Here is a 14120-nt window from a genome sequence, read left to right on the forward strand (position 1 = left end):
CCGAGCCTGTGCGGTCAGGTCAGGTGCGCGAGGGCCGCGGAGCCGCGATGCGCGGCCTGCTGGTGCCGCTGACGAACCCCAGCAGGGCTTCGAGCGGACCTCGCCGGTGCAATCGCGCGAGCACCGCGCCGATCACGAGGACGCCGACGATCTGCAGCAGCAGGATGCCGACTCCCTGGGCGTACCAGACCGGCGCCGTGGCTTCTCCGGCGATGATGGCGCGCGTTGCGACTGCCGATAGGAGCATCGTCACGAGCACATGTGCCGTGTAGATCGTCAGTGGTGCGGCACCTGCCGCGCGAACGGTCTCGACGGCGAAGCCGTGTTCCCGACGGCGCACATCGAAAAGCAGTATGAACAGCCCGATGAGAAGGCACGCGCCCGCGACCGTGCGCAGCATGTCGGCGGGGTTGCCGCTGTGCGGGGTGGGGATGATCAGCATCCACAGCTCGGTGCCGATCGGGGCGCCGCGCCCGCTGCTCAGCATCGATTCGCCGACATCGGGCAGTCCGAACCACGTCGGGCGCATGCGTGCGATGCGGCCGACAACCGTGATGACGGCGTAGATCGCGAGTCCCCAGAACACGAGGCGCAGGCACAGCCGGCGCAGCGCGTTGCGTGTCAACGTCGCGAACAGAATGCGGGCGAGCAGGATGCCGGTGAGCATGTAGGCGACCCATGTGATGGCGGGGTAGTGCCCGGTGAGAAGCAGATCACGAAGAACACGACCCACTTCGTCGATCGGTCCGGGTGCCGACGTCGGCGTTGCGGCGATCCCCTCGCGCACCTGTGCGTTGACGGCACCGCCGCCGAGCCACAGGACGACGGCGATCACCGTGACGGCTGTGGAAGGAAGAAGGAGCGCGAACGCGGCGATGATCATCGCGACACCGTAAGCGGTGAGCACGACACTTATAGGACCGACCAGAATCTCGAGCAGCACGCCGATGAGCGAGATGGCGAAGCCGCGGATGAGGATGCTGGTGAGCATCCGCCCGCGCGAACGATCGCGCATGCTGCGCGAGAGCAGCACGAGGCTGACGCCGCCGAGCACGGCGAAAGTCGTCGCCGAAGTGCTGCTGATGGTCGCCCCGATGAGTTTTCCGGCGAGGCTGTCGATGCGACCGGCGTTCGGGTCGGATCCGAGCTGCACCACGAGGTGTGCGGCCATCATGCCGATGATCGCGACGAAACGGGCGATGTCGATGCCGACGATGCGTCGTCCGGCGAGTGGTTGATCGGACGAGGTCATGTGCCCATCCTGGCATCCTGAAGGTGCACAGCACGATCAGTGAGAATGGAATGCGGAACGGGGGGACGCATGCCGGATCAGACAACGACACCGACGCGGTGGCACATCATCACGGTGTGCGCGGTCGTTTACGCGGTGGCGCTGTTGCTCGTCGCGTTCTGGCCGGTGCCGGTCGACACGTCGGCGGCAAAGCTGCTCGGGTGGGTCACCGAGCACTTCCCTGTGCTGACGTACCGACGCATCGAGTTCGCAGCGAACATCCTGTTGTTCGTCCCGTTCGGCGCGCTGCTGGCGTTACTCATGCCCGAGATGCGGTACCTGGTGCTCCCGCTCGGGTTGCTCGTTTCGGGAGGCATTGAGATCGGCCAGGCGGTGTTTCTGTCAGCGCGTTTCGCGACGTATTCCGACGTCATCGCGAACGTGGCGGGGGCGTGCATCGGTCTTGTCTTGGTCGTGATAGGGGAGACATGGGCGCGTCACAGGCGCCCGGGCGTGCCTTCCCGCTAGTTCTACGGTGGCCAGCCGGACGTCGCTACAACCGGTTTGAACGCGAGCGCTGCTCGCGCAGCATCCGTACGCCGCCGGGCAGGGACGCGATCCCGCGACCCCATCGCGCGATCCGACCGCTGATGGTTCCGACGGCACCTGGGCGGGTGTCCGGTCGCGCACGGCGCAGTTCTGCCTCTGGCGGCCAGAACGCGTGCCAGAGAACCGTCGCCCTCTCACGTGGTGTCCCGTGGGTGAAGGCCACAAGCCAGGGATAGGCACCATGTGTCGCGGTCATCGCGCGACGCTGCCACTCCCGGTACGCCTCGGAAGAGAGTTCTTCTGGTGTCGGGGGCGCGTCGACGCCGAGCGAACTCAACACCGAGGCTGCGGTCGCGGTCGACCCTGTCGATCGCGCGAGTTCACCAAGGGAGTTCTTCTCCTCGGCGGAGAGCGTCAGCGACTTCACAGATGCGAGCTCGCGTTCATGGCGGGTCTGACGACTTGATCCGCGCAGCGCGTGCAGCGTCACGATGAGGATACTTCCGAGCTTGTCGGCGATTGCGCACGGCTGATGCGCGATCATCATCTCTTCACGCCTGTTCCACAGAGCGTCGAACACGTCGGCCGGAGCACCGAGGAACCCCGGGAACGTGATGTGCGGGTCCAGGTCGCACGGCCACGTCTGCTTGATGAAGGTCTTCGAATGCAGCACCGTCAGCGCTTCGATGCCCGGTCGCTCGTGCCAACCGATCGTGCGGAGCAACTCGCAGAACTCGTTGAATCTCGCGGGTTCGACGAGAAGGTCTACGTCGGATGACGCCCATGCCTCGCGCAGTCCGTGGAAGGTGAGCGTGGGGCCTTTGATGAAGAGGACCCGGATGCCTGCATCGGAGGCGAGTCGCTGCGCCATCGCGTGCGCAAGCTCGACTGCTTCGAGCATGCGGAACGTGCTCGCAGTTGCCGACATGACTCCATGCTAGCCAGTGGCGGGGGTCGCCCTGCCGGTCCGGAGCGGTCGCGCTAGAATCGGAGCCGTTGCGGCACTTATTCTGATCGCTCGCACGCAGGGTAAAGACGAGGAGCCGGTTGACCGTGACGACGTACAAGATGCTCGTCGCCGCGCACAAGCCCGCTGTGATGCCTGACGATGAGCTGTACTTTCCCGTGCACGTCGGCCATGCGCTCTCGGAAACCTCGCTGGGCTACCAGCCGGACGACGAGGGCGATAACATCTCAACGCTCAACAGGTCGTATTGCGAACTGACGGCGCTCTACTGGGCGTGGAAGAACCTCGACGCGGATGTCGTGGGGCTGAGCCACTATCGGCGCTATTTCGTCGGTAATGCCGTCGGTCCGCGGGGTTCGGCGGTCATGTCATCAGACGACGCGCACGCACTGATGTCTGGAGCGGATGTCGTCCTGGCCAGGCCGCGAAACTACTATGTCGAGACCATCGACTCGCATTACCGCAATGGGCATCACGGCAGCGACCTCGACGTGCTCCGTTCCCACCTGTCAGACGCGCACCCGCAGTACCTGACGTCGTACGATGCGGTGTTCCAGGGACGCAAAGTGTCGCTCTACAACATGTTCTTGATGCGTCGTGACTGCTTCGATGAGTACGCGCAGTGGTTGTTCGGCGTCCTCGACGCGGTGGCACCGCACATCGATAACGGAAGCCGCACCGCCTATCAGCAGCGGACGTTCGGGTACCTGGGGGAACGGCTGCTGAATGTGTGGGCTCATGCCCAGAGCGAGAATCGTCGAGTGACGACGCACAAGATCGTCAACACGGATGGCGAGCCGAAGGTGCAGAAGGCCGTCGGGATGCTCAAGCGGAAGTTCGGGGGAGCATCGTGACCCGTGCGCAGAAGCTTCGTTCCCAGAACGACCATCGCTCAGTAACGGAAGAGACCTCGTCATCGGGCCTATACATAGTGACGCTCGTGTGTCTGCTCGGCATCGGTGCCGCTGCGATGCTGGGGCTGAACTGGTTCGCCGTCGTGCTGGTGCTGGTGGGGATCGCTTCATTGGCGGCGATCGATGTTCGTGGACTGCTGCTGCTCGCCTTCCCCGTCTATGCATTGCTCGGCGCATTGTGGTCTGTCGCATTGATCGAAGATGGCATGTACGTCACGGAGCAGTTCCGCTACGGGGTGAATATCGGTTCGACGCCGGTTCTCGCGGCGTACACACTGTGTTTCCTCGCGGTGGCGCATGCCGGGATCGTGCGCTGGCTCGGGCGGCGCAAGATTGTCGTAGAACCAAACGACCTTCGAAAGCTGAAGTCACTCGTAGTCGTCGGCTCTTTGGGTGTCGGGGCGATATACGCGTTCATCTTCAGCACGAACGGACTCGGTACCAGCTTCCGTTCACGATTCGAGTGGATCCAGAGTCTTACTCCGCTGGCAGGGCAACTGCACGGTGTCGCTAGCGCCTACATCGTCCCGGTCTTGTTTCTGCTCGCCGGTGTCTTTTGGGTGGTGAAGGGCAGGCGAGACATCACCTACCTGCTGATGCTCGTGCCAGTCGTGGCGATTCTTGCGACAGGAGAGAAGTTCAGCGGCATGATCTTGTCGCTGTCGTTACTTCTGACCGGTATCGGTCTTGGGCTTTATCTTCGCGGACGCCGTCTGCGGTTCCGCTTCACGTACCTTCTCGGCGCGATGGCACTGGCCTCCGTGCTCGTGTACGTGCTGGCGGAAGGTTACCGCCGACTCGGCGACACGGACATCGTGGCGGCAATCAACAATCGCATCGTGCTGCAGGGACACGTTTGGTACGGAATCTATGAGCGATTCCGCGGAGCACCCGGTGCGCCCGCTACAGAGGTTTTCGGTACGAACAGTCTTGAGGATCCGGCAGGGCTGGACTATCTGTCCTACCTCGTCTCCTCCGCAGACTTCGTCCATCGACGCATCGCTGCCGGCGTCACCTTCACCATGGGTGGGCCCCCGAGCATCCTTGCGGTGTTCGGAGCGGTCGGCGGGTTCTTCATCTTTGCACTTCTCTCATTGGCCTACACGCTCACGGTTCTCGGGGTCTTCAACGCTCTACTGCGGCAGGCGTTCGTTCAGGCTGCTTGTTTCGGCGCACTGTACATAGGCGTCGGGCTCGCTGTCATGATGGGTCGCTGGGACGTGGTGACGAACACGGTGATCTTGGCATCAGCCGGATACCTGGCTGTCTGCTGGCTGTTGCGGAGGGTCGCCAAGGTTCAGGCGCGCTCACACGCGACTAGCCCCGCGTGAATCTGCGCGCGAAGCCTCTACTCCGGCGAAGGATCTCCCGGCCCTCTTGCAGGATGCTCTCCAGCTCGGCGGGGCTCTTGTGAGAGCTGAAGCCCCAGTACTTGTCCGCGGTCTGCCAGGAACGCGGTTCGATCTGATCAAGCGAGGCATTGAGAAACGCTGCTTGCACCTCCGCGATCGCCGGATTCTTCACCGACCGGGTGCCGAACTTGCCAAGATCGCTCGCAGATCCTTGCAACGTGATCGATGAGGAGGAATCCACATACCGGTAGGGGACGTTGTCAGCCAAGCAATAGCCGACATGGGTGCCGATTCCGTCGCCGATCGCCGAGTCGGCGAGCATGAGAAGGGTGCGAAATCGGCGGAGGAAGTTCCGATCGTGTGTGAGTCCGCAGGAGACGATGCGAAAACCCTGGTCCTCGAGATAACGAACGTCGTCGTCGAGCAGATCCCACCAGAAGGTGTTGATCAGGATGGTGTCGAACTCGGGAGCGAGGTCCGTCAGCCACGCGTAGCGGCCGGTGCGCTCAACTTTCGCATCGTGAGTGCCATGCGAAAGAAAGACGAGCAGGGTTCGACCCATGGTCTTCTTCATCGATGCGATCTGCTCATCGTCATAATGAGGTGCGGCGTAGCGGGAGTACGGACCGACCGCTGCAACGGGAGTGCGCTGATAGCGCTCGATGATCCGTTTTCGGTAGTCGCTGAACGTGGCCACCATGGGGGCGGCAGTCTGAACGGTGTCTTCGGGGATCACGAAATCTCCGAAAAACAAGCCGTGCTCGATGGCTGGGGCACCAGGATCGAGAGCGTGACTCCCGAATAATGCCGTCTTGATCCCGTACATTCGGTTGTTGGACGCGATACGGTCAGGGTACTTTACCGGGATCTGGTTGCGCGCCACTGCTTCTCGTAGCGCGCGTAGCGCGGCGACGTCCGCAACCGGATCGAGCGATTCACTGCGATCAGCGTACTCTGCGTAAGCATTCGTGGTCACCGCTCCGAAGAATTGATTCAGCCTTTTGGCTGCGTAATAGTTCTTCGCCGCAAGCTGACGGGTGCCTGACAGAGCGGCTGACGGCAGAGTTCTGAGTCCGGCCATTGCTACATACGCCCCAGGAAGGACGCGTACGCGTCTTGCAACTGATGCGCGCTAGATGCACGGTCATATCCCGCTGCGGTGACGACGTCCTGCTGCCCGGATCGAGGGCCTTCAGCCGCGTTCTGCAGATTCCTTGCCCACAGCTCGGGCGCTGCGGCCAGCGGAATAAACGTCGTTCTTCCGATGATGTTCGTCTCTTGGGGAAACGCCTCAGAAACGACCATCGGAAGCCCCGTCGCCTGTGCCTCAATGGCGATGACGGGGAATCCTTCATGGACCGATGGCGCCAGCAATACATCGAAGGCGTTGAGCATCGTGCTGATGTCTGACCTGCGCCCGAGGAACAGAACATGTCCATCGATACCGAGAGATCTTGCCTCGTCCTCGAGCTGCGCGCGAAGTGGCCCGTCACCGACGATCACGAGCCGTGCTTCGGGGCGCTGGGCCAGCAGCGTGGCGAAGATGACGAGAGCGCGGCGATGATTTTTCTGATCGGTGAGCCGTCCGACCATTCCGACGACGAAATTCTGGGTGAGCCCCAGCTCGTCGCGTAGGACTTCTCTCGCCGTCGAGTCGTAGCCGAAACGGGCCACGTCGATTCCGTTCTTGACGAGTGTCCAACGCTGCGCATCTACAGGGCGATCGCCGAAAAGGTAGCGGGCGGCATCTTCAGAGCAGGCCCAATGATGAGTGGATGCGCGCACGAGCGCGTTCGTGGCGGAGCGCTTGAGCGCCCTCTTGAAGTTGCTTTCCGATGTTGCTGAATCGTGTGCATGCACAACCCTCACACGGGTTCCGGAAGATCTGGCGATCAGCGCGGCGGCGAGACACATAAATGTCGAGGTCATGTTGATCTCGACGACCTCGTACTTCTCTCTGCGGAAGAATTTCCGAAGACGGACCACTTCTTGAAGCTGACTGATCAGCACGTTCCCGTGCTCAGAGATACTGAGTGAGCGTACGGTCGCGCCCATTTCTCGCAACTCATGTTCGGTCGTGGCGTCCCACGGTGATGCGTAGCGGTATAGGAGGTCGAACTGGACCCGTGAGTGATCTAAGGCGCGATACATCTCAAGCAGGTACGTGTCTATGCCGGATACGTGCGAACCGCCGTATGTGTACTGCAGTACACGCGGTGGTTGATGAGATGGGGACAAGAAGTACCTCGATAAGATTCAGGTCAGTATCCGTAAGCCGGGGCGCTGAACAGTCTCACTCTACCGGCCACTCACAACCACCCGACGCGCTTACGCCGAGAGAAGTACACCGCTGACTTGACGATCAGCAGCATCGCACAGGCGCTCCCCAAAGCGGCCAGGACGGCGACAACGACGTCGATTCGAATGAGTAGCACGACAACCAGGGCGAACAGGGCAAGCGCCCCCACGGTGGACAGCAGAATCGCCCGATCCGCGTCCAGCGCGTACAGCGCGTAGTGCGGTACGAGGGAGACGTTATAGATGGCGTTGACGAGCATGACCCAGGGCAGCATCCACGCCTGCTGTTCGTAGGCGTCACCGCCGACGAACCTGAGCAGGAGAGGAGAGGCGGCGACGACGGCAAGAGAGATCGTCGTGACGCCGACCAAGGTCTGGAGGTTCAGAGACCGCAGCGCGCGCGTGAAGTCCGATGCGCTCTTGGCATGCGCGGCGGCGACAAGGCGCGGGTAGGCGAACTGCTGAACGCCGGCGTTGAGTACCTGTGTCATCCCTGAGCCCAAGCTCATGAATAGTCCATACGTGCCGAGGATAGCGAGACCGGCGGTTGCTGCCACGATCTGACGGTCGAAGGTGAACAGACCGCGAAGGCAGAGCGTGCCGATCAAGAAAGGTAGCGCCATCTTCACGCCGGTGAGGATCCATGAGTACCGCACTTTCCCCACTGGATGCTCGCGAAGGTGACGTCGCAGATACAACCAACCCACGAGGATACCGAGGACGTCGAAGGCGAACCAGGTTGCGAGGAGGAAATCGAGTGTGCGCAAGGCCGGCTCCATCAACATCAACGGCACAGCCACCAGAGATGTGCAACCTTGCCGGATGAACATCCCCATGCTCGCTCCGAATTGATCGTGCATGGCGATCAGGAGGCGGTCGATCTCGAGGCCGATGTGTTCTACGATCGCGAGTCCGAGGAACCAGCCCAGTGTATGCCAGGGCAGGAAACCGGTGGCGAACAGCACCACCAGGATCGGGCTGACCACGCCATAGAGAATGACCGAGAGTACCGCTTGTGACCGGATGAAAGCGCGCCGTTGGCGTCCGTCATCACGGATGATCTGTCTCGTCGAGTATGTGTAGAAGTCGAATCCGAAGATGAAGACGACGAATGAGATCGTCGCCAGGAGCAGGCTGTACAAGCCCACGTCCTCCACAGGCAACAGGCGTGCCAGGAAGAAGATGAGGAGGAAGCGCATGCCGAGAGCCGAGAGCCGAAGGCCGACGGGAATCAACCGGCGGGCACGCGTGGAGGCGGGCACGACGGGACCCTACTCGCCGAGCTTCTTCTGCTCGACGTGGGCGTTGAGCTCAGCCAATTCGGGGTGATCGTTGAGAACCGCGATGATCTGTTCGCTGTCGAGCGACGCCGCTTCGTGCCTTCGGATGAGTCGAGTGATCACGTCGTAGTCGTCGGAGGTGTCGAGCGTGACACGAAAACGCGAAGCGTCAGCCTCGCGGCGGATCGCGTGCATGGTCATCCGGCCGGACCTGTTCCGATACAGGTACGGCGTCACATGCTCGCGATCGGCGGGGTCGGTGGCATGAGCGTCGGCGTCAGCGAGCGCCGCGGCTGAGAACACTTCGAAGTCGAATCCTCGCGGGTAGGTGCGCTCCAGCACATTCGAGACGTGTGCGCCGGCGTCGTCCAGAGCGAGATACTCCTCTACCCCCCGGACGATGAGGCTGGCGTCGATGAGTGGGCAATCCGACGTCACCCGGACGACCACTTCGAGCTCAGCGTCCGCTGCTGCCTCAGAGAAACGTGACAGCACGTCGTTCTCGCTGCCGCGATACACGCGAGCGCCACGGGCGGTCGCCTCATCGACGATGGGGTCGTCGGTGACATTCTCGGTCGTCGCGACGATCACGGGATATCCCGCGGCCGCGAGTCGATCCAGGTGATGTCCGAGCATCGTCTTGCCGCCCGCGGTGAGGAGCACCTTGCCGGGCAACCGTGTGCTCGTCATGCGCGCTTGCGTGATGATGCCGACGCGGGTCACTGCAACGCCTTCACCAGGGTTTCGACGACCTGGTCGACTTGAGAGTCTGTGAGGTCGGGGAAGATCGGCAGCGACAGTTCTTCCGCGTAGAAGGCCTCGGCGTTCGGGCACATTCCGCGCCGATATCCGGCGTTCGCGTACACCGGGTGCCAGTACACCGGCATGTAGTTCACCTGCACGCCGACGCCGTCGTCGCGCATCTTGTCGAACACTTCGCGACGGCGGCCGCCGAGAACCCGGATCGGGTAGAGGTGACGGATCGGATCGACGTCATCGCGTTGTACGGGGATGCGGATGCCGTCGACTGACGCGAGGGCGTCGTTGTAGCGCTGTGTGATCTCGGCTCGGCGTGCTTTGAACGACTCAAGGCGTCGTAGCTGGGCCAGCCCGAGCGCGCAGGCGATGTCGGTGAGACGGTAGTTCACGCCGAACTCGTGCACCTCCTGGTGCCACGGGCCTTCGGTCGTGATCTCGAAGCGGTCTGAGTCGCGGACCAGCCCGATGAAGTGGAACTCATGCGCGCGCTGTGCGATCGTGGCGTCTTTCGCCACGACGGCTCCGCCCTCACCCGTTGTCAGGTTCTTCGTCGGGAAGAACGAGAACGTCGTGAGGTCGGCGAGATCGCCCACGGGGCGTCCCTTGTACGTGCTTCCGATGGAGTGGGCCGCGTCATCGAGCACGAGGGCGCCCGCTTTCGCAGCGATCGCGTTGAGTGCGTCATAGTCTGCGGGATGGCCGGCGTAGTCGACTGCGGCGACGACCTTCGTGCGCTCAGTGACCAGGCCCTCTACCAAGACCGGATCGATGAGTGCGGTGTCCTCCTCGACGTCAGCGAAGATGATCTTCGCGCCGAGGATCGAAGCCATCGACGTCGTGGCCACGAACGTCATCGGCGTCGAGATCACCTCGTCGTCGACGCCGACGCCCGCGGCGGCGTACGCCATGTGCAAGGCGGCAGTGCCTGACGTCGAAGTCACCGCGCGGTGCCCGCCGGAGAGGCGCCCGATCTCAGCCTCGAAAGCGGCCACGGTCGGGCCCGTCGTGAGCCAATCGCCGCGCAGGATCTCAGCGACCTCGGCGATGTCCTCTTCGGACACGGACTGACGTCCGTAGGGCAGCATCGTCAGAGACCGGCTTCGATGATGGCAGCGATCTCGTCGCGGGTGTACCAGGTGTCATTGCTGTCGGACTGGTACGCGAATCCAGGCTCGACCGGCACTGCGCCCTGTGGCGTCTGGTAACCCCATGATGCGAGGTCGGGCTGGATGATGAAGTACTTGCCGTCGCGGATGATGACGGCACGACGACCTTCTTCGGGGCTGATCATCTCTTCATGCAGTTTCTCACCCGGGCGCAGTCCGACGTCGACGAGCTCGGCATCCGGGACGACAGCATGTGCGAGGTCGGTGACCTTCATAGAGGGGATGCGAGGGACGAGCAGTTCTCCGCCCTGCATGAAGTCGAATGTGTCGACGACCATCTCCACCGCCTGCGGCAGCGAGATGAAGAAGCGCGTACAACGCAGGTCAGTGATCGGGAGAGGCTTGCCCTCGTCGCCGAGCTTGCGGAAGAACGGGATGACAGACCCGCGAGAACCCATCACGTTGCCGTATCGGACGACCGAGAAGCGCGTCTCGTACGCAGCGGCGTAGTGGTTTCCGGTGATGAACAGCTTGTCGGCTGTGAGCTTGGTCGCACCATACAGGTTGATCGGGCTCGACGCTTTGTCAGTCGAGAGTGCGACGACCTTCTTCACACCGGCGTCGATGGATGCCTCGATGACATTCTGGCTGCCGAGAACGTTCGTCTTCACGAACTCGAACGGGTTGTACTCAGCGGTGTCGACCTGCTTCAGCGCCGCCGCGTGTACGACGTAGTCGACACCATGCAGCGCACGGGCGAGGCGGCGTTCGTCTCGGATGTCGCCGATGAACCAGCGCAGGCGCGGGTCGTTTCCGAACAATTGTCGCACCTCGTACTGCTTGAGCTCGTCGCGCGAGAAGATGACCAGCCGGCGGGGGTTGAGGTTGTCGAGCGCGTAGCGGATGAACGCCTTGCCGAACGAACCTGTTCCACCGGTGATCAGAATGTTGGATCCCTCGAGAACGGACAAGAACACTCCCTGATGCGTATGCGGACACGGCTCAGGGATTGCCTACCCAAGCTGGGTTTATCCTATCGGTTGGGCGCGAAAGCCGAACGCCGCGACAGCGAGAAGGAACCTCTATGCCGAGACGAGCGGTCATCCACGCCGATGCGACGGTCGAAGGCGGTCTCGGGCACCTGATGCGCGCGCTCGCCGTCGGCCAAGAAGCGACTGGCAGAGGGTGGGCCGTCGAGATCGTCGGCGACATCCTCGACGATGCGCGCGAACGTATCGAGTCGATGGCGCCGGGAGTCGCGATTCGTCCGTTGAAGGGGCGAGACGCGGCGGACTTCCTCCGTGCAGCCGCGCACACGCACGACGTGGTGCACGTCGATTCGTACAATGCCGTGCCGGACATCACCGGAGGCCGCGCGCTGGTGAGCAACATGCAGGACGGCCCATACGGCGTCCGCTCTGCCGGCCTTGCGATCGATGCGAACCTCGGGGCAGAGCGGTGGTTCGGCAGGTCCGCTCACCCTGCCCAACGTCTCATCGGCATCGATGCGGCCGTGATCCGCTCTCAGGTGCGGCGGCAGCGTGACGTTCCCGTCGTTGCAGGAGATCGTCCTCGAGTTCTGGTGGTGATGGGAGGCACAGACCCTCGTCGGCTCACCGGACGCGTCCTGGAGGGACTCGCCCGCATCGAGACACCGCTCGAGCTCACTGTGGTCGCGGCAGCGGATCGGCACGACGAACTGCGCGATGTCATCGACAACGCGGCGCACATCGTCGATATTCAACCGTTCATGCCCGATCTGCCTGCCCTCGCGCGGCAGCAGACACTCGTGATCACCGCCGCCGGGACTTCGGTGTGGGACTTCGCGTGCCTCGGCGCGCCGATGGCACTCGTCTGTGCGGTCGACAACCAGCGTCGCGGCTACGACGCCGCCATCGGGGCTGGGCTCGGAATCGGTCTCGGCATGCCGCCGCACACCGACCTCGTGGACCGCGTCGCCGGACTTGCGAAGCTGGTGGTCGACCGCGCCCGGCTCGACGCGCAGGCTGCGCATGCGGCCGCCCTAGTGGATGGCCTCGGCGTGTGGAGGATCGTCTCAGCGTGGGAGGAGCTTCTCGACACGCGCGTCGTCACCGGTGCTTCGGGAGCGTGTGCCGTTCGCCGCGCGACGATGGCGGATGCCCGTACCCTGTTCGATTGGCGCAATGACGAGTCGACACGGCAGAACTCGAGGTCGTCTGAGGCGCTCGTCTGGGACGACCACGTCGCATGGCTCGCCAGATGCCTCGCCGATCCGGAACGGAGATTGTCGGTCGTCAGTCAGGGCCCGGATGACATCGGTACGGTGCGTTGGGACCGACGCGCCGATCATGACTGGGAGATCTCCATCACGCTGGCTCCGCAGAGCCGAGGGAAGGGCCTTGGCTCCGCCGTTCTCGCAGCAGGCGAGAAGGCACTGGACGTCGACGCGCCCGTCAGGATGCTCGCGAGCATCCATTCCGACAACGGAGCCTCACGACGACTCTTCCAACGTGCCGGTTACCTGCCGCATATGCCCCGCGACGAGAACGGCTTCGAGGTGCGCGCCAAATGGCGACTCCCTCATGACTCTGATTGAGTCTCGTCAGAGTGTGTCCCAGGTCAGCGGCGTGCCGCGACTCACGTCCTTGGTGAAGGCGCGACCGACGACGAGATCGAACGCGTCCGGTGCGAGGCCGCCCGCCGGGCGGATCGATCGCACATTGTCCGGGGTGACAGGGTCGCCCCGCCGCACATCCGCGACGACGTACAGCGACCGGCGCAGCGCAAGAACCGCCTGCTCTTCGGGAGTCGGGCCGAATGCCACACCGGATCCCACTGCGACGCGCGCCTGCTCGGCTGACGTGACGAGTGCCTGGAATTCATCGGGAACGAGAGAGAAGTCGGCGTCGACGCCACCGCTCTCGCGCGACAGCGTGAGATGTTTCTCGATAGCCACGGCGCCGAGGGCTGCCGCGGCGACGGCGACTCCGATGCCCAGCGTGTGGTCCGAAAGACCGACCGGGACATCGAAGGCATCACGCAGCGCCTGGATGTTACCGAGACGGGCCTCTTCCGGGAGCGCCGGGTACGCGGCGGTGCAGGCGAGCAGCACGAGGTCTTCGCATCCCGCATCGCGCACCGCAGTCACCGCGGTGTCGATCTCTGCCAGCGTCGCCATACCAGTGGACATGATGATCGGCTTGCCCGTGCGGGCGATCTCCCGCATGAGGGGAATGTCAACGATCTCCGCCGACGCCGTCTTGTACAGCTCGACGCCGAGCGCTTCGAGGAACTCGACCGCCGTGGGGTCGAACGGTGTGGAGAAGGGTATCAAGTTGCGCTCGCGGGCACGGTTGAAGATCGCCTCGTGCCATTCCCACGGGGTATGCGCTTCCTGATAGAGGGAGTAGAGGTTCCGTCCGCCCCACAGGCCGTGGTCGTTCTTCACTCGGAATGCTGGGGCGTCACTGTCGATCGTGAGGGTGTCGGCGGTGTACGTCTGAATCTTCAGTGCGCTCGCGCCGGTGGTCGCGACTGCATCGACGATCTCGAGCGCCCGATCGAGATCGCCGTTGTGATTGCCGGACATCTCGGCGATCGTGAAGATGGGATTGCCTGTGCCGATCCGGGCGCTGGGCAGGGCGATGGTTCGAGTTGAGCTCACGTTGCCAACATTACTGGA

At 63.1% G+C, this 14120-nt stretch carries 13 protein-coding genes; 4 read left to right on the forward strand and 9 right to left on the reverse strand.

Translation table 11 applies throughout. The annotated features are described in order from the left end of the window. Positions 1–19: 19 nt before the first annotated feature. Positions 20–1252 carry a heparan-alpha-glucosaminide N-acetyltransferase domain-containing protein gene (locus ACYVG2_RS00320; protein WP_460779157.1) on the reverse strand — a complete coding sequence of 411 codons (1233 nt, stop codon included), beginning with the start codon at positions 1250–1252 and terminating at the stop codon, positions 20–22. A gap of 69 nt (positions 1253–1321) precedes the next feature. On the opposite strand from ACYVG2_RS00320, the gene ACYVG2_RS00325 reads away from it, so the two are divergent. Then, positions 1322–1759 (forward strand): VanZ family protein, encoded by a 438-nt coding sequence (locus ACYVG2_RS00325; protein WP_460779158.1) that lies wholly within the window; start codon positions 1322–1324, stop codon positions 1757–1759. A gap of 25 nt (positions 1760–1784) precedes the next feature. On the opposite strand, the gene ACYVG2_RS00330 is transcribed toward ACYVG2_RS00325, so the two are convergent. Further along, positions 1785–2708: a nucleotidyltransferase family protein gene (locus tag ACYVG2_RS00330; protein WP_460779159.1), complete on the reverse strand. Its 924-nt coding sequence runs from the start codon at positions 2706–2708 to the stop codon at positions 1785–1787. Between the two features lie 125 nt (positions 2709–2833). Here ACYVG2_RS00330 and ACYVG2_RS00335 point away from each other — a divergent pair, with 125 nt between their 5' ends. After that, complete coding sequence (locus ACYVG2_RS00335) at positions 2834–3601, forward strand: DUF4422 domain-containing protein (RefSeq protein WP_460779160.1); 768 nt, start codon at positions 2834–2836, stop codon at positions 3599–3601. Next, positions 3598–4992, forward strand: a complete 1395-nt coding sequence (locus tag ACYVG2_RS00340) for a DUF6418 domain-containing protein (RefSeq protein WP_460779161.1) — start codon at positions 3598–3600, stop codon at positions 4990–4992. Before ACYVG2_RS00335 ends, ACYVG2_RS00340 begins: the two co-directional genes overlap by 4 nt. Here ACYVG2_RS00340 and ACYVG2_RS00345 read toward each other — a convergent pair. From ACYVG2_RS00345 to pseB, 6 genes are all read right to left on the reverse strand, one after another. After that, a complete protein-coding gene (locus ACYVG2_RS00345; protein ID WP_460779162.1) occupies positions 4979–5989 on the reverse strand; it encodes a hypothetical protein in 1011 nt (336 codons plus the stop codon). The two genes, ACYVG2_RS00340 and ACYVG2_RS00345, sit on opposite strands and share 14 nt — an antisense overlap. A gap of 107 nt (positions 5990–6096) precedes the next feature. After that, positions 6097–7251, reverse strand: a complete 1155-nt coding sequence (locus tag ACYVG2_RS00350; RefSeq protein ID WP_460779163.1) for a glycosyltransferase — start codon at positions 7249–7251, stop codon at positions 6097–6099. 71 nt (positions 7252–7322) lie between these two features. After that, entirely contained in the window at positions 7323–8573 is a 1251-nt protein-coding gene (locus tag ACYVG2_RS00355) for a lipopolysaccharide biosynthesis protein (protein WP_460779164.1), read from the reverse strand. A 9-nt stretch (positions 8574–8582) separates the two neighbouring features. Next, a complete protein-coding gene (locus tag ACYVG2_RS00360) occupies positions 8583–9314 on the reverse strand; it encodes a cytidylyltransferase domain-containing protein (protein ID WP_460779165.1) in 732 nt (243 codons plus the stop codon). Further along, entirely contained in the window at positions 9311–10411 is a 1101-nt protein-coding gene (locus tag ACYVG2_RS00365; protein ID WP_460779166.1) for a DegT/DnrJ/EryC1/StrS family aminotransferase, read from the reverse strand. Before ACYVG2_RS00365 ends, ACYVG2_RS00360 begins: the two co-directional genes overlap by 4 nt. A 26-nt stretch (positions 10412–10437) precedes the next feature. Next, entirely contained in the window at positions 10438–11427 is a 990-nt protein-coding gene (gene pseB, locus ACYVG2_RS00370) for a UDP-N-acetylglucosamine 4,6-dehydratase (inverting) (protein ID WP_460779167.1), read from the reverse strand. 113 nt (positions 11428–11540) lie between these two features. On the opposite strand from pseB, the gene ACYVG2_RS00375 reads away from it, so the two are divergent. Then, positions 11541–13034 carry a GNAT family N-acetyltransferase gene (locus ACYVG2_RS00375; protein WP_460779168.1) on the forward strand — a complete coding sequence of 498 codons (1494 nt, stop codon included), beginning with the start codon at positions 11541–11543 and terminating at the stop codon, positions 13032–13034. Positions 13035–13040: 6 nt separating this feature from the next. Here the strand turns inward: ACYVG2_RS00375 and pseI are convergent, their stop codons facing one another. Next, the gene (pseI, locus tag ACYVG2_RS00380; RefSeq protein WP_460779169.1) at positions 13041–14102 is read right to left on the reverse strand and encodes a pseudaminic acid synthase; all 1062 of its coding nucleotides are present in this window, start codon (positions 14100–14102) and stop codon (positions 13041–13043) included. Positions 14103–14120 lie beyond the last annotated feature (18 nt).

The sequence above is a fragment of the Microbacterium shaanxiense genome, assembly GCF_054779995.1.